11 protein-coding genes and 5 pseudogenes are annotated in these 17,315 nt (G+C 42.7%); 9 read left to right on the plus strand and 7 right to left on the minus strand.

Features of this window, described 5'->3' with window-relative positions:
* Positions 1–37: 37 nt before the first annotated feature.
* A pseudogene (locus TT11_RS01670) lies at positions 38–1,556 on the minus strand (acetyl-CoA C-acetyltransferase).
* A gap of 549 nt (positions 1,557–2,105) precedes the next feature.
* Between TT11_RS01670 and TT11_RS01680 the strand changes: the two are divergent.
* The 5 genes and pseudogenes from TT11_RS01680 (at position 2,106) to TT11_RS01700 (ending at position 7,082) form a co-directional block, all read left to right on the plus strand.
* Positions 2,106–3,506: a 3-oxoacyl-ACP reductase gene (locus tag TT11_RS01680; protein WP_261868871.1), complete on the plus strand. Its 1,401-nt coding sequence runs from the start codon at positions 2,106–2,108 to the stop codon at positions 3,504–3,506.
* Between the two features lie 327 nt (positions 3,507–3,833).
* Positions 3,834–4,749, plus strand: a pseudogene (locus TT11_RS01685) (MaoC family dehydratase).
* A 58-nt stretch (positions 4,750–4,807) separates the two neighbouring features.
* A complete protein-coding gene (locus tag TT11_RS01690) occupies positions 4,808–5,251 on the plus strand; it encodes a serine/threonine protein phosphatase (protein ID WP_261868872.1) in 444 nt (147 codons plus the stop codon).
* A gap of 521 nt (positions 5,252–5,772) precedes the next feature.
* The gene (locus TT11_RS01695; RefSeq protein ID WP_261868873.1) at positions 5,773–6,519 is read left to right on the plus strand and encodes a serine hydrolase domain-containing protein; all 747 of its coding nucleotides are present in this window, start codon (positions 5,773–5,775) and stop codon (positions 6,517–6,519) included.
* A gap of 164 nt (positions 6,520–6,683) precedes the next feature.
* Entirely contained in the window at positions 6,684–7,082 is a 399-nt protein-coding gene (locus TT11_RS01700) for a beta-lactamase family protein (protein ID WP_261868979.1), read from the plus strand.
* A 47-nt stretch (positions 7,083–7,129) separates the two neighbouring features.
* On the opposite strand, the gene TT11_RS01705 is transcribed toward TT11_RS01700, so the two are convergent.
* The 5 genes and pseudogenes from TT11_RS01705 to TT11_RS01725 all read right to left on the minus strand — a co-directional run bounded on the left by TT11_RS01705 (position 7,130) and on the right by TT11_RS01725 (position 11,499).
* Positions 7,130–8,128 carry a sodium:proton antiporter gene (locus TT11_RS01705; RefSeq protein ID WP_261868874.1) on the minus strand — a complete coding sequence of 333 codons (999 nt, stop codon included), beginning with the start codon at positions 8,126–8,128 and terminating at the stop codon, positions 7,130–7,132.
* Positions 8,017–8,397 carry a hypothetical protein gene (locus tag TT11_RS01710; RefSeq protein ID WP_261868875.1) on the minus strand — a complete coding sequence of 127 codons (381 nt, stop codon included), beginning with the start codon at positions 8,395–8,397 and terminating at the stop codon, positions 8,017–8,019. Before TT11_RS01710 ends, TT11_RS01705 begins: the two co-directional genes overlap by 112 nt.
* Before the next feature lie 251 nt (positions 8,398–8,648).
* Positions 8,649–10,534, minus strand: a pseudogene (gene ilvD / locus TT11_RS01715) (dihydroxy-acid dehydratase).
* A 207-nt stretch (positions 10,535–10,741) separates the two neighbouring features.
* The gene (locus TT11_RS01720) at positions 10,742–10,873 is read right to left on the minus strand and encodes a hypothetical protein (RefSeq protein WP_261868876.1); all 132 of its coding nucleotides are present in this window, start codon (positions 10,871–10,873) and stop codon (positions 10,742–10,744) included.
* Positions 10,874–10,959: 86 nt separating this feature from the next.
* A complete protein-coding gene (locus tag TT11_RS01725) occupies positions 10,960–11,499 on the minus strand; it encodes a hypothetical protein (RefSeq protein WP_261868877.1) in 540 nt (179 codons plus the stop codon).
* A gap of 203 nt (positions 11,500–11,702) precedes the next feature.
* Between TT11_RS01725 and TT11_RS01730 the strand changes: the two genes are divergently transcribed.
* From TT11_RS01730 to dusB, 4 genes and pseudogenes are all read left to right on the plus strand, one after another.
* Entirely contained in the window at positions 11,703–12,572 is an 870-nt protein-coding gene (locus TT11_RS01730; RefSeq protein WP_261868878.1) for a hypothetical protein, read from the plus strand.
* A 286-nt stretch (positions 12,573–12,858) separates the two neighbouring features.
* A pseudogene (locus tag TT11_RS01735) lies at positions 12,859–13,301 on the plus strand (HIT family protein).
* A gap of 310 nt (positions 13,302–13,611) precedes the next feature.
* Positions 13,612–15,657, plus strand: a complete 2,046-nt coding sequence (locus tag TT11_RS01740) for a BCCT family transporter (protein WP_101205399.1) — start codon at positions 13,612–13,614, stop codon at positions 15,655–15,657.
* Positions 15,658–15,879: 222 nt separating this feature from the next.
* Positions 15,880–16,821: pseudogene (gene dusB / locus TT11_RS01745) on the plus strand (tRNA dihydrouridine synthase DusB).
* Between the two features lie 81 nt (positions 16,822–16,902).
* On the opposite strand, the gene TT11_RS01750 reads toward dusB, so the two are convergent.
* A complete protein-coding gene (locus TT11_RS01750) occupies positions 16,903–17,205 on the minus strand; it encodes a DUF1622 domain-containing protein (protein WP_261868879.1) in 303 nt (100 codons plus the stop codon).
* Positions 17,206–17,315 lie beyond the last annotated feature (110 nt).

Consider the following 17,315-nt stretch of genomic DNA (forward strand, 5'->3'; position numbering starts at 1 on the left):
AAGTCAGCGTATCTTTTTCACTTAAAAGTGACCAAGCTTATTTTTCTAGGATACAAGTCACACCTTGACCACCTGCTGCGCAGATAGAGATAAGTGCACGGCCCGAACCTTTTTGATCCAATAATTTAGCAGCAGTAGCTAGAATACGACCACCAGTTGCCGCAAATGGATGACCTGCCGCTAGTGATGAACCGTTTACGTTTAATTTGCTACGATCGATAGAACCTAGCGGGGCATCTAAGCCTAAGCGCTCTTCACAGAATTTCTCATCTTCCCAAGCAGCTAAGGTTGATAGTACTTGTGAAGCAAAGGCTTCATGAATCTCATAAAAGTCAAAGTCTTGTAGAGTCAGACCAGCGCGTTCAAGCATACGTGGTACCGCATAAGCTGGTGCCATTAGTAAGCCTTCTGTCGTGCCAGATTTACCGATGAAGTCTACCGCTGCGGTTTCTTGATGGACAATATAAGCAAGTGGTTTTAGCCCGTGCTCTTTTGCCCACTCATCAGTACCCAATAGCACACAAGAAGCACCGTCAGTAAGCGGCGTAGAGTTGGCAGCTGTCATCGTTGGATTGGCATTTTTTTCTACCAAATACTGGCTTTAATTTACCCAGTTTTTCTAATGTAGTATCTGGACGCAAATTGTTATCACGAGTCAGGCCTTTGTACGGCGTGATCAAGTCGTCAAAGAAACCTTCGTCATAAGCGCGTGCTAGGTTTTGATGGCTGTTAAATGCAAGCTCATCCTGCGCTTCACGCTGATATTCCATTCAAGCGTGGTAATCGCTTGATGATCGCCCATTGATAGACCAGTGCGTGGCTCACCGTTTTGTGGTGAATCGATTAAGTCTTTTGGATTGAGACCCATTAGTGCTTTTAGACGTTGTTTGTTGTCTTTTGCTGCACCAAGTTTGATAAGTACTTTACGCAAGCCATCGCCGACAGCGATAGGAGCGTCAGAAGTAGTATCTACACCGCCAGTGATTGCCGAATCGATCAGACCAAGTGCAATCTTGTTAGCAGAAGCAAAGGTCGCTTGTAAGCCAGTACCGCAAGCTTGTGAGATATCATAAGTTGGCGTATGTGGGTTTAGTGCGGTATTCAATGTCGCTTCACGAGTAAGATTGATATCACGGCTAAGTTTCATAACTGCGCCAGATACCACTTCGCCTACGGTTTCGCCTTGTAGATTATAACGTTCGACCAAACCGTCCAATGCAGCGGTTAGCATGTCTGTGTTGCTAACATCAGCGTATGATCCATTTGAGCGCGCAAATGGAATACGGTTACCACCTAAGATAGCAACACGGTTTAGGTTTGAAGCTGGTTTGGTTGAGCTGGCTTTTTTTGGCTGGAGCAGGTTTTTTGGCAGCAGTGGTTTCCACTTTTTCATCGACCGCTTTTTTTGCTAGTAGTTTCTTTAGCGCTGGTGTCTTTAGTCGTGGTGTTTTTTTGCAGCGGTTTCTTTTTTTTGCTGTATCTGATTTTGTATCCGTTGCTTTAACAACTGTACTTTCAACAACAGGGCTATCTGGATGATTGTTTTTATTACTCATAATATTATCCTTAAAAAGTATGGGTAGAAGTAAAAAGTGATAGGTAATAATAAAAAATAGTTAAGTTGTTTTATACAAGCAAATATTATCATTTATTACGCAGTACAGCTGTTTATCATAAGGCGTTTTTATTCACTTAATGTATCTCTTTAGCAAACTATGTGACGCTTGTATGAGGTCGGTAGTAGATTCATGACCATGACGCATCGCTCTAATAGACTGGCTAGTAAGAAATATTAGCATTGCATAACAGTACGTTTGATAATATATTGTTATCAATAATTAAGTATGCCATAACCTATAGGTCAGATTTTAACATGTTATAGTGGCGCTTAACGCTGCTAAAAACGACTGGCTTGTATACTGACTTGTTTACAGATTGTTGTAGACATTATCTGTTTTTGGACTTGTTTATAAGGGAAGTGTATAGTTAGGCTAGTTTTGAGGCGATTTACTAAATTTAAATAATTACGATGTCAATGTCTCTATATAATAGATTCATTGCATTTTTTTATTATTATACGAATCATTAATTATAAGGATTATATTATGTCAGACCGTTACGGTGATTTTGTTCAATCTTCTATTGGCAAAAAAGTAGCAAAAAACTTAGGTTTGCCGATGCCAACGACGCTTGATCGTTTCGAAAGCGGCGAGCGTTTGGTGCGTGGTAGTGTATTGGTTGGCCGTGCTACTGGTGATGACAAGAGTGTCAGTGAATCGGTTGCCCGTATCCTGTCAGACGTCCATGCCGAAGTATATGTAAATAGCAGCGATGATATCAAAGACGCACTTGCTGATGCAGGCGTTGAGGCAAAAGCCAACACGGGCGGCGATGATCAATTCAAAGTACTGCTTTTTGATGCCAGTAATATCAGCAATGCTGAACAGCTAAAAGAGCTTTATGAGTTTTTCCATACAGTTGCACGCCGCGTAGAAAAATCAGGCCGTGTGGTTGTGGTTGGTCGTACGCCAGAGAACATCACTGATATTGAAACAGCAATGGTTCAACGCTCGCTTGAAGGTTTTGTGAAGTCAGTGGGCAAAGAGTTCAAGCGCGGTATTACAGCGCAGCTGATTTATGTTGAAGAAGGCGCAGAGCAAAACCTAGATTCAACCTTACGCTTTTTTACCTCAGCTCGTTCAGCTTATGTATCAGGACAAGTAGTACGTGTCAGTAAAGGCAGCTCAGTTGATGTTGACTGGAACCAGCCTTTGGGCGGCAAGACGATGCTAGTGACTGGCGCAAGTCGCGGTATTGGCGAAGCTATCGCTCGTGTATTGGCTCGTGAAGGGGCTCATGTTATCTGTCTAGATGTACCACAGCAGCAAGCTGACCTACAAAAAGTTGCTAGCGAAATCAGTGGCTCTGCTTTGACAGTAGATATCACTAGTGAAGATGCTGGGGCAGAAATCGCTGACGCTGCCCAAAAACGTGGTGGCCTAGATTCAATCATCCATAATGCTGGCGTGACTCGTGATAAGACGTTGGCTAAGATGGATGAGAAAAAGTGGAACATGGTCATCGATATCAACTTGGGCAGTATCGCTAGATTGAACCGCTACTTGTTGGACAATGACGTACTGAAAGAAAACGCACGTATCGTATGTGTGTCGTCAATTTCAGGTATCGCTGGCAACATGGGTCAGACCAACTATGCCACTTCTAAAGCTGGTGTGATTGGTTTGGTTAACGCAACTGCCAAGCAATTAGAAGACAATGCTAAAGGCATGACGATCAATGCAGTCGCTCCTGGTTTCATCGAAACCCAAATGACAGAAGCCATTCCATTTGCTATTCGTGAAGCTGGTCGCCGCATGAACTCAATGAGCCAAGGCGGCCTGCCAGTAGATGTGGCTGAGACTATTGCATGGTTCGCGTCACCTGCGTCTGGCGGTCTAAATGGCAACACGGTTCGCGTCTGTGGTCAAAGCTTACTTGGTGCATAATGTTGATTAATTGATAAGTATATGTGAGAAATAAGGTACAGGTAGAGACAGTAGTTGTATCATAAGACCTATTATTTCTTGTTTGTATCACATATGCTTACGAAATAATCTCTGATAAAGTGTAATAAAGCTGCCCAAGGGTGGCTTTTTTTTATGATAAAAACACAAGAACCAATAGCCAAACTATTTTTTTGCTACTAAAGATACTCATGAGGTTGATTAAATTTAATGCTTATTAGATGATTTAATAGTAGGCTTTAGTCAATGACTGCAGATTGTCTTTATATATGTTAAAGAACTTGTTCAAGCCACACTTAGGATGTACTTATGTCAGACAAACATTATGATGCGTTGCCAAAAGCGCACACCACTTACGCCAATATTGTCAAAAGCTTATTGCCTATCGGTAATGGTGGCAAGGTCAGTAGAGACCAGTTGCCACAATCTACTTACTATGTAGATGACTTGCATATCGATCAAGAAAACCTAGATGACTATCGCAAAATTTGCGGTTTTGCTGATGATGGCAAAGTGCCAGCGACTTACTTCTCGGTATTGTCACAGACGCTACAAATGAACATGATGGTCAAAGAGCCATTCCCATTTGCCATGTTAGGTCTTGTTCACGTTGATAATAGCGTTACCCAGTATCGCCCGATTGGAGAACGTGAAACGGTAGCAATGTCGGTCACTTTTGATAACCTGCGCGATCATGCCCAAGGTCAGCAGTTTGACTTTGTCACTATCGTAAAATCAGAAGAGGAAGTCATCTGGGAAGGCACGTCAACTTATTTATCACGTAGCAAAAAAACCTAGCAGTAAAGATAAAAAGAGCACACCGCGTCCAGTCATGGTCAAGCCTGAAGTAAACGAAGAAGGTGTTCATAGCATTTTTGAAGTACCAGAAGATATCGGTCGTCGTTATGCTTTTGTCTCAGGTGACTTTAACTTGATTCATTTGCATCCACTATCAGCACGCGCGTTTGGTTTTCCTAAAGCGATTGCACATGGTATGTGGTCAAAGGCTAAGTGTCTTGCTCTAATGGGTGACTTGCCTGATGCTTACACAATTGACGTTTCATTTAAGCTGCCTATCTTTCTGCCAGCTGAAGTAGAGCTGATTGCTGAGCCAGTAGCCCAGCTCAAAAACGTAGATGATACTTGTGAGTTTGGATTGTATAGCTCTAAAAACAATAAACCGCATTTGGCGGGTGTTGTAACCCTAAAGAGCGACAGCAAGTAGAGTAAGTATCATAAAGCTTCTATTTTAACAGCCATATTTAACGTACATATTTATTATTATGACTTCACAAAACATGCCTTCAGAAGAAAACGCGATAGACGTAGATCAAACAGATAGCTCGATAGCGACTAATACGGTTGCCGCTAATGATAGCGGCGCTAACATTCATGTTAGTGCCGATAATGGCGTTGATTTGGCCGATATCTTTGAGCCTTATTTTCGTCCAGATGCAAACACTATCGTGTGCGGTGCATTAGATGACGAAAAAGTTGCGGCTTTAGCGAAAGCGGGCGTCGAGCTGGTCATCAACTTGCAGCCTGATGACGAGTTAAGCTTTGATGAGGCATCAGCAGTTGAGCAAGCAGGTATGCACTACGAACAGCTGCCTATCAGCGGTGCTAAAGAGCTGAAGCAGCTCAAGATATTGGCGTTTGATAATGTATTACGCCAATATCATGGCAAAAAAAAGTCGCTATGCACTGTGGGTCAGGTAATAGAGTAGGAGCAGCAATAGCGCTGCGGGCAGGATGGTTGCGCGGACGTAAGATGGATACAGCGATGGAACGTGGTCGCAGTCATGGTTTGACCAAGCTTGAACAAGAAGTTCATAACCGTTTGCTAGTACCGCGCTAACCAGATTTACAACACTGCATTTTAATGCTGTCTGAGACGTGAGTAAACTCTAAAAATAACATCAAAATAAATAATAAAAAAGGCGACCAATAGGTGGCCTTTTTTTTATTGGCTCATAATTCATTTATACTGGTTCGAATACTTTTTATAGTCAAAGAACTACTTGTGCAACTTGTAATCGGCTAGCTTGTATCCGTTTTAGACTTCTTTGACTATAGCTTACGTATTACTATCATCTTAAAAATAGAATAATTTATATCACTGGAGCAAGGTAATAACAATGGATCATAATATAGAAAATTCTAATACATCTATAAACGCTGACTTTCAAAAAAAATACAGCAATTACTGACAGACTTACAGCTTGATGATGCACCTGCTGGCGGGGCTGTGGCCGTGTATCAAGCAGGCCAGTGTATAGCACAAGCCAGTACAGGTATGGCACGCCCTGATATGTCGTGGCAGCCTGATACGTTGGCCATTAATTTTTCTACTGGTAAAGGGATATTGGCAACGTTGGTTCATGTGCTGGTTTCGCAGCAGCTGCTTGAATATGACAAACCTATTGCCCATTACTGGCCAGAATTTGCTGCAAACGGCAAAGACCAAATTACGTTGCGACAAGTCATGTCACATCAAGCCGATTTGTTTTCGATTCAAAGTATCGATGTCGATAGTGAGACGGTACTCGATTGGAATACGATGCTGCGCCATATTGCAGTGATGCCCATTACCTCTCCCGAAGATGCTACCAAGTATGACAGCGCTTATAGTGCATTGGTCTACGGTTGGGTATTGGGCGGCGTAGTAGAGGCGGTCACGAATCTATCGTTCGCTGAAGTACTGCGCCAGTATCTAACGGAGCCTCTGGGTATTGCCGACAGCTGCTATTTTGGTGTGCCAGATAGTAAAGTAGATCAGGTAGCAAAATTGGCCAAAGATTTCGAAGAATCAGAAGATATAAGCTCTCAATTAAAATCGAGACGCCAAAAACCAACCTTAAAAGTAGACTCTCAGGAAACTTTACGTACTTATGCAAGCTTACCTAGTTATCGTTGCTGGCAACAGAAAACGTTAAGTGACAAGCGTGCAGCTGAGACGCAAAGTAGCTTGATGACAGCCTTGATGAAAATCTAGATAGACCTGATACTGATAACGCACAACCTGTATTAAATACGGCGCGTATCAATAGCTATATTTCAATACCAGTCAGCTTAATCTAAAAAAACTATAAGTCAGCGCTGATACCTGCTGGCAAACATGCCCTTGATTATCATAACCGCCAGACGCTACAAGCTGTCATTCCAGCGGCAAATGGTGTCGCTTCCGCTAAAGCACTGGCAACGATTTATGCAATGCTTGCTAATGGCGGTATATGGCAAGGGAAAACGCTGATTGATAGTGCTACTTTTGAGCAGCTATCTACGCCGCAGGTCGAGGGTTTAGATGCGGTTATGCCAGCGGCTATGAAATGGCGATTGGGCTACCATAGATTATTCAGCTTGTATGCTAACAACGAAGATACGGATAAGAGAATAAGTCCTGCTTTATCAGGATTTGGGCATATGGGATATAACGGATCGGTTGCTTGGTGCGACCCTGAGCGCCAATTGTCATTTGCTTTTATTCATAATTTTGATACCACTATGCTCAATGACGTTCGTCAGTTTGCGCTGACAGAAGCCGTCTTGAGCTGGTAGAAGAGATACTTTAATAATGCCAACTTCAATCGCGAATTTATTCTATTTCAAATATAAGCAGCATTAATTTTAATGCTGCTTTTTGGTGTCATTTTAAGCAATCTTGATGCGCTAAGACCATGGATAAAGATAGAAGTCAAAATGACAATCGAACAGACAATCCACAATTTGAGCGCATCTTCATCCGCGAAGAAACCTTGATTGAGCGCATAGGACAGATAATACAAAGTACCGATACCGCGAATACCCAAAGCCGATATTGCGTATTTCTCGGTATGTGGTAAGTTCAATCCTGATAAAGCAATAAATCCACCAATTGGACGTATAAGTAGTAAGAAGGTAAAGCTGACAATATAGACGCGCCATGTCAACTCGACGCCTGCCTGTAACCCTTGACCGAGGAACATGCCAAAGATAACTAGCACTAATGACATCAATAAGCCTTCTGATTGCTCAGCGAAATCATGCAGTTTTTGGTGATAAGTATGCTCACACTCCGAGCGACGAAACGCAAATGCGGCCACGAATACAGCGATGAAGCCATAACTGTGTACATACTCTGCAAGACCATAGGCTAGTAGCGTCAATGCAATAACCACATAACCTTGCGAGATGGTAGTCTCACGGGTATGTTTAGAAAATACGACTTTGGCCAATAATTTACCAACCAATACACCCACCACTACGCCTGCGCCAATCTTCCATAAGACATCATGAGTAAACCACGACCATAGCATCTCGTAAGTAAAGGTTTTGCCTTCACTGAACGCTTCTGCGATCTTAATCGCTAGATACACAAACGGAAAAGCCAGACCATCGTTCAACCCTGCCTCTGACGTTAAGGTAAAGCGCGGTGTGTCTTCTCCTCCTGTATTGGGAGGTCCCACCTGAATGCTCGAAGCTAACACTGGATCAGTAGGTGCTAACACTGCACCTAACAGAATAGCTGCACCAAGCTTAAACCAAACGCGTAATATCCCAAGACTGCCATCGCAAAAATACCAATAGGCATGGTAATGAGTAGCAGTCTTACTGTTGGTCGCCACAATCGCCAAGACAACTCTGTGTCGATTTTAATACCGGCACCAACCAATGAGACCAATACAACAATCTCAGTCAGTTTCTCGATGAGTAAACCGTTATCAAGTGGGTCTAAAAAGGATAAAGACGTCCACCAGTAGCCCATCATCAGACCGAAGCTGACTTGGAGCATCGGTAATGAGATAGAGGTGCGCTTAAAAATAACAGGAAACAAGGCCCCGAGTAAAAAGGCAATCCCACAGATTAATAAGAATAAGTTATATTTTTCAATCATAAGGTTTACGCACGTTGTTATATTTTAAGGGTCGATTTTATGAGGATAATTTTAGATATTGATGACAATTCACAGCAATAGTTGATAGTCAGTCACTGATACCCTTTATCATGACGTCAAAATAAAATAATTACCGCAAAAAAATAGTTATCAAAACGACAGCTACGTTGTTTTTTGGTGAAAAAAAAGCCTGCATTGCGCAGGCTTAATACATTTTTATCAGTATGTCTAGAGCGTTGATAGCTTACAGACTAGCGCTCGACTTGGCTCACGTCACGTACGGCGCCAGTATCAGCACTGGTGGTCATAGCCGCATAAGCACGTAATGCTGGCGAGACATGACGATCACGGTTGACAGGTTTCCATGCATCACGTCCACGTGCTTCCATGGCTTCTCGGCGAGCAGCTAGGTCTGCATCACTGACTTGCATGTTGATAGTACGATTTGGGATATCGATATGAATACTATCGCCTTCTTCGACCAAACCAATCGCCCCGCCTTCAGCAGCTTCTGGGCTAGCATGACCAATTGATAGGCCTGATGTACCACCAGAGAAACGACCATCGGTGAGTAGGGCGCATTCTTTACCCAATCCTTTTGACTTCAGATAAGTCGTTGGGTACAGCATCTCTTGCATACCAGGGCCGCCTTTAGGGCCTTCGTAGCGAATGATAACGACATCGCCTGCAACGATTTGATCAGCCAATACCGCAGCAACCGCATCATCTTGTGATTCAAATAGACGCGCGCGACCAGTAAAGGTCAAGATACTTTCGTCGACGCCTGCGGTTTTGACCACACAGCCCCGCTCGGCGATATTGCCATATAGTACGGCTAAGCCGCCATCTGTAGAGTAGGCGTGTTTGGCACTACGGATACAACCTGACTCACGGTTGACGTCGAGGTTTGACCACTCTTTTGATTGTGAGAATGCTTCCGTAGTACGTACGCCACCAGGTGCTGCAAGGAAGCGTGCTCGAGCTTCATGGTTGTCAGGGTTCATGATGTCCCACTTATCGATCGCTTCTTTCATCGTGGCGCTATGGATAGTTGGCACGTCAGTTTTTAGTAACTCAGCGCGATCAAGCTCAGCGAGTAATGCAAATACACCGCCAGCACGATGCACATCTTCCATATGGTATTTCTGTGAAGCAGGCGCTACTTTTGCCAGACAAGGCACACCGCGACTTAGACGGTCAATATCAGCCATCTTAAAGTCGATTTCTGCTTCATTGGCCGCAGCAAGTAGATGCAAGATGGTATTGGTTGAGCCGCCCATAGCGATATCTAAGCTCATGGCATTTTCAAAAGCGGCTTTGGTAGCGATAGAGCGTGGTAGCACAGAGTCATCATCTTGCTCATAACGACGCTTAGCAAGCGACACAATGGTACGACCCGCTTCTAAAAATAGCTCGCGGCGCAATGAATGAGTAGCTAGCAGTGAGCCATTACCTGGTAGTGCTAGGCCTAAAGCTTCGGTCAAGCAGTTCATCGAGTTGGCGGTAAACATACCAGAGCATGAGCACAAGTAGGGCAGGCTGAGGCTTCAATAGCAGCGACGTCTTCATCACTGATGCTATCATCAGCAGCGTCCATCATCGCATCGACAAGGTCAAGTTTGCGAACAGCACTGCTGTCACTACTATCAGTATTATGGCTCTTACCAACGGTACTAGCTAATATTTTGCCCGCTTCCATTGGGCCACCTGAGATAAACACCACTGGAATGTTAAGGCGCATGGCGGCCATCAACATACCCGGGGTGATTTTGTCACAGTTAGAAATACAAACTAGTGCATCTGCACAGTGAGCATTGACCATATACTCGACAGAATCAGCGATCAAATCACGACTTGGTAGCGAGTACAACATACCGCTATGGCCCATCGCAATACCATCGTCAACCGCAATGGTATTGAACTCTTTTGCAACGCCGCCTGCTTGCTCAATCTCACGGGCGACCAGCTGTCCAAGGTCTTTTAGATGCACATGGCCGGGTACAAACTGGGTAAAAGAGTTAGCAATCGCAATGATTGGCTTGCCAAAGTCGCCGTCAGTCATGCCGGTTGCACGCCATAATGCGCGCGCGCCTGCCATATTACGACCGCCGGTAGAGGTTTTTGAGCGATAATCCATGTGATATTCCTTACAAATAGGCGGGGTTATAAAAATGTGCACCCTCAGTTTTAATAGGGATAGTGTGCTTTTTATAGAGAGTGAGTACTAGTGAATAATACTAATTCGTTACCATACCATTAGATATGAATAACTAAAAACAATATGCTAATAATAATGAATTAATAATCACAAGCGATGAGCAAAAAAAACAGTTATTCAAAACATCTATTCAATACGTTCTAATATGGCTTTGTCAAACCAAGGAAGATCAGCTTTGTCTGCTTCTAATTTCACAATGGCTGCAAGCGCATGAGTAGCTAGTAGCTGCTGATAATCACTACTAGCTTCAATCGTCAACAGCGACTCGGCAGAGAGTGCTGGCGTATTAGGGTTTTGCTCGTCAATACTAATTAATATTTGCTTATTATTTTTATAGAGGACGTCTACACGACCAAAAAAAACTGCCAGTCTTTAAAAGCGGCAATAATAGCGTCGGCAGCATCTTTAGTATATACCTGCTGCGTCTCTTTACCCGTATTGGTCCAATGTAGTCGTACAGCCAACTGCAATGCCTCACTAAATACCACTAACGAGCCGATAATTTTTACATGCCAAGGACTGGTCAGCACCTCCTCGTCAATGCCGATTAATTTGGCAGCTTGATGAGCTGACATGGGTTTATTGAATTGAAGCAGTAGCTCAGGAGTAAGCGGGTGCGTCTGTTTGATCGCATCATCTAAACTGTCATAGTGATACAAAAAAGGCAGTGGCAAATCTTGCGTGACAGTCTTCTTTATAATTTTACAATTGTGTATCTGCCAGCTGATGGCTTTATCAGTCAATGCTTCTGCTAATATGATAGCGTTTGGATCGATAGTTTGAGTACCACTTTCCCTCTCAATATCAGAGTGTTCTTCCTGATTATCAAGGGTTACAGCAGTATTATCCATATCTGGTTGAGTTGGCAAAGTAGGCAAATCCATAAACATAGCGTTATTAAAATAGAGGGTTAATATAACATTTTAAGGCATGACTCGCCAATAAATTAGTGAGATGAGATGGTAGTTTATACGTATAAAATAATATCTTTAGTTGAATGACTTATTATAAATTAATCGTATTTTGTCTATTAAAATAATCTAAAATATAGTCGATAATTTAGATGGAAATATAAGCAAAGGAATTAATGAAAAAGTTCTCCGATAATGAATCTATCCAAGAATGGATAACATTAAATCGTCTCTATGAAGAGTACCTCTTCTACTACTTACTCATATGCCTATTTTGGTTTTTCGTTGGTTTGTTTTCTATTGGTATACGCATACCTGTATTCAACGATATGCAGAATTTAGCATTTAATACGGTATGGTTTTTAATCCTATGTGTCGCATTAAGCATCCCCAAATTTTGGTATTTTTTGATAAAAGGGCGTCATGGCCAATTGTTTCAAGCCACTGTTAAAGTGTATGAAACATTAGGCAGCATAGAAGATGTTGAACAAAGAGAGCAGGTACATAAGCAGATTACTAGCAATGGCAAGTTGCCCCCTAACCGATTAGAAACGCTATCACTGGCATTTTTATTTGCATTCATACTCTTCGATATATTGTATACCCGCTGCTGGATAAGAGATCTGAGCCTAGTATGGCAGCCTGACTGGGTCAATATGTGCATTGGCTGGGTACATAATAATCTATCGATGCCTCCAATTAGTGAAGACAGACAGATTTTTAATTTATGGTTCAATGGCGGTCATAGTGACACGGTATTACAGGAGCTTTTTGGTGATGAGTGGGCGTTTTTGGCTTCTCCATTTGGTGATGCGGCAATGTTTTACCACTTTATTCGAGTGGTCATGTTTGTTCCTATCTTAGCGGCATTGTCGATTGTATTGTGGAAGCCATTAAGATGGCTGGGTATGCAGCAAATCGATCCTAGAAATATTCATAGTGCTATGTCTTTTTTTTACGTAGTTGTGCATGGTCGCTTATTTTTGGATTTTTTTATGGCGATTGGTACATTGGGTTTTGTAACTAAACTACTTGGTTTACGTTAGGTTTGATAGATCAAGAAGCATGGTTTGGTAATTTATATATCAACGGTTTATATATATTTATCGCTTTTAGTATCCGATTTTTTTATGGCTGGTTTGTTTTTTTGGAAAAATATTTTTTGAAGTGTGTAAAAAAATTCAGTTATTAGAGGTTCGTTCGCTTTGAACTCACATTGCTGACTTGTACTAAAACTATATTTCGTCCACTATATGACAGACACTTTTATCTATTTTTGATAGCTATTAAGCTATTAATTAACTAATAATAAAACTCTTGAAGGAAGAAATAATGACTGAAATAAATCCACAAACTGCTTATGATGACAATAACATTTTTGCCAAAATGTTAGATGGTGATATTCCATATCACAAAGTATATGAAGATGATAAAACGCTCGCCTTTATGGATATCATGCCGCAAGCAGAAGGCCATGTATTGGTGATACCTAAGCAAAAAGCTGTAGATTTGGCCGATCTTGAGCCAGAGTATGCTGCTGCGGTATTAATGACGTCTAAAAAAAAGTTATGCAAGCCCAGCGTCAAGTGTTTGAACGTGAAGGCGTTATCCAAATGCAGTTGAATGGCTCACAAGCAGGTCAAACAGTCTTTCATTATCATGTGCATCTCATTCCATCAAGTATCCATGAGTTGGGTCGTCATGCGGTGACCCAAGCCGATAACAATGATTTGGCAGCTATTGCGCAGAAACTGGCGGCAGCTATCAGCGCTTAATTAATAAGTAGATTGATTTAACATAGGTAAAAAAATATTGGTATCTGCAAATTATTGAGCATTTATAAATTATAAATCGCTAAAAAAATACGTATACAATCAAAAGGCAGCTAGCAAGCTGCCTTTTTTTATTTTCTTGGTAATAGTCATGTAACATTCGTTAAAGTCATGTTACGAGTTGAACGCTTGTCTAGGGTTTTGGAAAAGAGTGTGATAATTATTATAACCATTCACACACACTTTCTAATCTTTGCCTTAATTAAAAATTTTCATAAAAAGGCGTCGTCAACTTTTGAGGATATTATCTTTCATGAGTAAATTACCTCGTTCGACTATTTTATTACCAGTCTTTGTACCTGCAGCCATTATTATGCTGCTATTGGTCATTGGTACGGCTATTAATCCTGAAGCAGCAGGTGCTCTGTTTAGTGATGTGCTTAGTTTTACGACTGAGACATTTGGCTGGTTTTATATGCTGGCAGTGGCACTGTTTTTGATGTTTATTATTGTACTGGCGTTTTCGTCTTATGGCAGTATCAAGCTGGGCCCTGATCATGCTGAGGCGGAGTACGGATTCCTTGAATGGTTTGCCATGCTGTTTTCGGCAGGTTACGGGATTGCGCTACTGTTTTATGGGGTAGCGGAACCAGTGATGCACTTTTCCAGTCCGCCAATGTCGGATCCGCAAACTATCGCCGCGGCAAAAGAGGCGATGCAAATTGCGTATTTTCATTGGGGTTTTCATATTTGGGCGATTTATGGTGTCGTTGGTTTATCACTAGCTTATTTTGCGTTTCGTCATGGTCTACCACTATCAATACGCTCGACGCTGTACCCGATCATCGGTGACAGGATTCATGGCCCTATCGGTCATACGGTTGATGTGTTTGCGATATTAGGTACGATGTTTGGTATTGCGACCAGTCTTGGCTTGTCGGTGTCGCAAATCAACGCGGGACTCAATTATCTATTGCCAGATATCATTCCAGTGAATACGACCGTACAGGTGATTGCCATTGCCTTGGTAACAGCCGCGGCATTGGTATCGGTATTGGCAGGGATGGATAAGGGTGTAAAACGCTTATCTATTTTAAATATGCTATTGGCAACTGCGTTGATGCTGTTCGTATTTGTCGTCGGTCCGACCATTTTTATCTTAAATGCCTTTATGGAAAATACGGGTAGCTATTTGGGTAATATTGTCGAGCGTACCTTTAGCTTGCAGGCATACGAAAATAGCAATTGGATCGGCAGCTGGACTTTATTTATTTTTGCATGGACGATTGCATGGGCACCTTTTGTAGGTCTGTTTATCGCTAAGATTAGCCGTGGTCGTACTATTCGTGAGTTCGTATTGGGTGTGATGCTAGTACCGACCTTCTTTACGTTCTTTTGGTTTTCGGTGTTTGGCGATACCGCACTACATATGATTATGGTCGATGGTTATACCTCATTAATCAGTGAAGTACAAAACAACCAAGCGATTGCTTTATTTAAACTGTTAGAGAATCTACCGTTTACTGAATTTGTGTCGTCGTTGACCATTTTATTGATTATTACCTTTTTTGTGACGTCATCGGATTCTGGCTCATTGGTAATCGACTCGCTAGCGGCAGGTGGTCGCAGTGATACACCATGGTGGCAGCGTAGCTTTTGGGTAGTGACTGAAGGTGCTGTCGCAGCAGTATTGCTACTTGCAGGGGGTTTAGAAGCCCTACAAACAGCAGCTATCGTTAGTGCGTTACCATTTGCGGTTATTATTCTTATTTCAATGTTTGGTATGTGGCGTGCGCTGCGTATCGAAGGACATCGTAATCAAAGCCTTGGTAATGACAACAGACTGCCGCCGCATTTACTCAAACCGTCTGCATGGCGCGAGCGTATTGATTATATGACCGACAAGCCAACGCGTGAAAAGGTTCTTAGCTATATCAAAGAAGTGGTTATGCCTTCGATGATGGAGGTGTCGTCTAAATTTGCAGAAACCGGCTGGACGACTGAGGTCAACTATGACGCGGTCAATAACCGAGCCGTATTAGAGCTACAGCGCGGTGACGATGTCGAGTTTTGGTACGAAGTTCGCTTATCTGAGCATGATGCGCCTGATTATTATACTGAAGACAGCGCAGATACTTTGCCACAAGAGCACCATCATCGCGCTGAGGTGTATCTACGCCGTGGTGGTCAGACCTATGACTTATACGGCTACAAATCTGAATCAGTGATTAATGACATCATTGACCAGTTTGAGAAGTATTTACATTTCCTCAATGTATCACCTGATAGTCTGCCGTGGCGCATGCAAGAGCATGATGATGACATCACGCTAGAGCAGGGCAGTGTGCTTGATAAATAATGCATGGGATTTATTAAAAACGAGTAATGCTTATGCAAGCTATTCACGTTAAGCGCTTGCAATAAACGCAGGAATCCTTAGAATAACGCTTGTTTTCCTTACAAATCAAGCCGTTTTCTTATGTCTATTGATTCTCCCATTTTACCTTCGTCCTCGACTTTGTCTGATCATCCGCTATTACAGCCATTAAATATCGGTGGCCTGACGATTGAAAATCGTTTGATGGTTGCACCGATGGCTGGCGTGACCGACAATCCCTTTCGACGCTTGTGTAAGTCATTTGGGGCAGGGCATGCAGTCAGCGAAATGATTATCGCTGATACGGCGCTTTATGCACGCAAAAAATCGCTCTATCGTGCCAATTTTGATAACGAAATAGCGCCTATTTCTGCGCAAATAGCAGGCGCAGAACCTGATAAATTGGCAGAAGCCGCACGTTATCAGATAGATAATGGCGCACAGATTATTGATATCAATATGGGCTGTCCGGCTAAAAAAAGTGTGCCGTAGGTTAGCGGGTTCTGCACTGCTGCAAGATGAAGATTTGGTCGCGCGCTTGCTAGATGCAGCAGTAGGTGCAGTCGATGCGCCTGTCACCTTAAAGACGCGCTTGGGTTTTGAGAATGGGCGTGAGAATATTTTGCGCGTTGCCAAGCGTGCAGAGCAAGCGGGTATTGCCGCGATTGCCATTCATGGGCGTACACGTGAGGACATGTATAGCGGCGAGGCGCGTTACGAGCTGATACGTGAGGTCAAAGAAAGCATCAGTATTCCTGTGATTGCCAATGGCGATATCGATAGCGCGCAAAAAGCGCAGCGTGTCTATGAGCTGACCGGTTGTGATGCGGTGATGATAGGGCGTGCTGCACAAGGGCAGCCGTGGATATTTCGTGATATTGAGCATTTTTTGCGTACTGGCGAGCGCTAGAGGCACCGAGCGTTAGTGAGATAAAAGAGATCGTACTGGCCCATTTGCAAGAGCTTTATGATTTCTACGGGGAGTACTCAGGCTGCCGCATCGCTCGCAAACATATTGCATGGTATACGACAGGTATTCCAAATTCTAACGCCTTTAGACAGGCGATGTATGGTGAAGAAAGCACCGCTGGGCAATTTAAAGTGGTCGAGACTTTTTTTGCAGGCGCACGAATAGTAATCGCTTAAATATTGTTTTATAAACTCGTGCTAATTACTTTTAATAGTGCTTTTTACGTGTTGCCTTTTGATAGCTCTTTTATCTAACAGCTATGCTTTATCAATTGGCACAGTATCAGTATCAGGCTGTTTGTCAGGCGCAGGTTTTCTATTTTGCCAAGGGAATCGTCCTTCTAATTCAACCTGTAACGATAAGCTTAAAAAGGTTCGAATCAGTACGATAAAACCTAGCACCAGTACGCTGCGTAGCGATGGCTCGGTGACGACAGTAGCCACGATATCAGCGGCGATTAGCACCTCTAATCCTAACAATATAGACTTGCCTACGGTCTGCCTGATTTCAACATAAGTATCATTATTGAAATGCCCCGACGCTCGAAAAGCTTTATACAAGGCAAGAAATAGCCCAAAAAAACATAATGAGGACGCCAATGACTTCGATCATTTTGGCAATTAAGTCGATATAGTGAGTTAGTGTGTCTATCAAAGCAGATACTCCTCAT

It is taken from the genome of Psychrobacter sp. JCM 18901 (assembly GCF_000586435.1).
Classification (GTDB): domain Bacteria; phylum Pseudomonadota; class Gammaproteobacteria; order Pseudomonadales; family Moraxellaceae; genus Psychrobacter.

Excerpts from the sequence above, each read along its gene's own strand:
- TT11_RS01680 (WP_261868871.1), top strand. The coding sequence starts at position 2,106 with ATGTCAGACCGTTACGGTGATTTTGTTCAATCTTCTATTGGCAAAAAA.
- TT11_RS01690 (WP_261868872.1), top strand. The coding sequence starts at position 4,808 with ATGACTTCACAAAACATGCCTTCAGAAGAAAACGCGATAGACGTAGAT.
- TT11_RS01710 (WP_261868875.1), bottom strand. The coding sequence starts at position 8,397 with ATGATTGAAAAATATAACTTATTCTTATTAATCTGTGGGATTGCCTTT.
- TT11_RS01725 (WP_261868877.1), bottom strand. The coding sequence starts at position 11,499 with ATGGATTTGCCTACTTTGCCAACTCAACCAGATATGGATAATACTGCT.
- TT11_RS01730 (WP_261868878.1), top strand. The coding sequence starts at position 11,703 with ATGAAAAAGTTCTCCGATAATGAATCTATCCAAGAATGGATAACATTA.
- TT11_RS01740 (WP_101205399.1), top strand. The coding sequence starts at position 13,612 with ATGAGTAAATTACCTCGTTCGACTATTTTATTACCAGTCTTTGTACCT.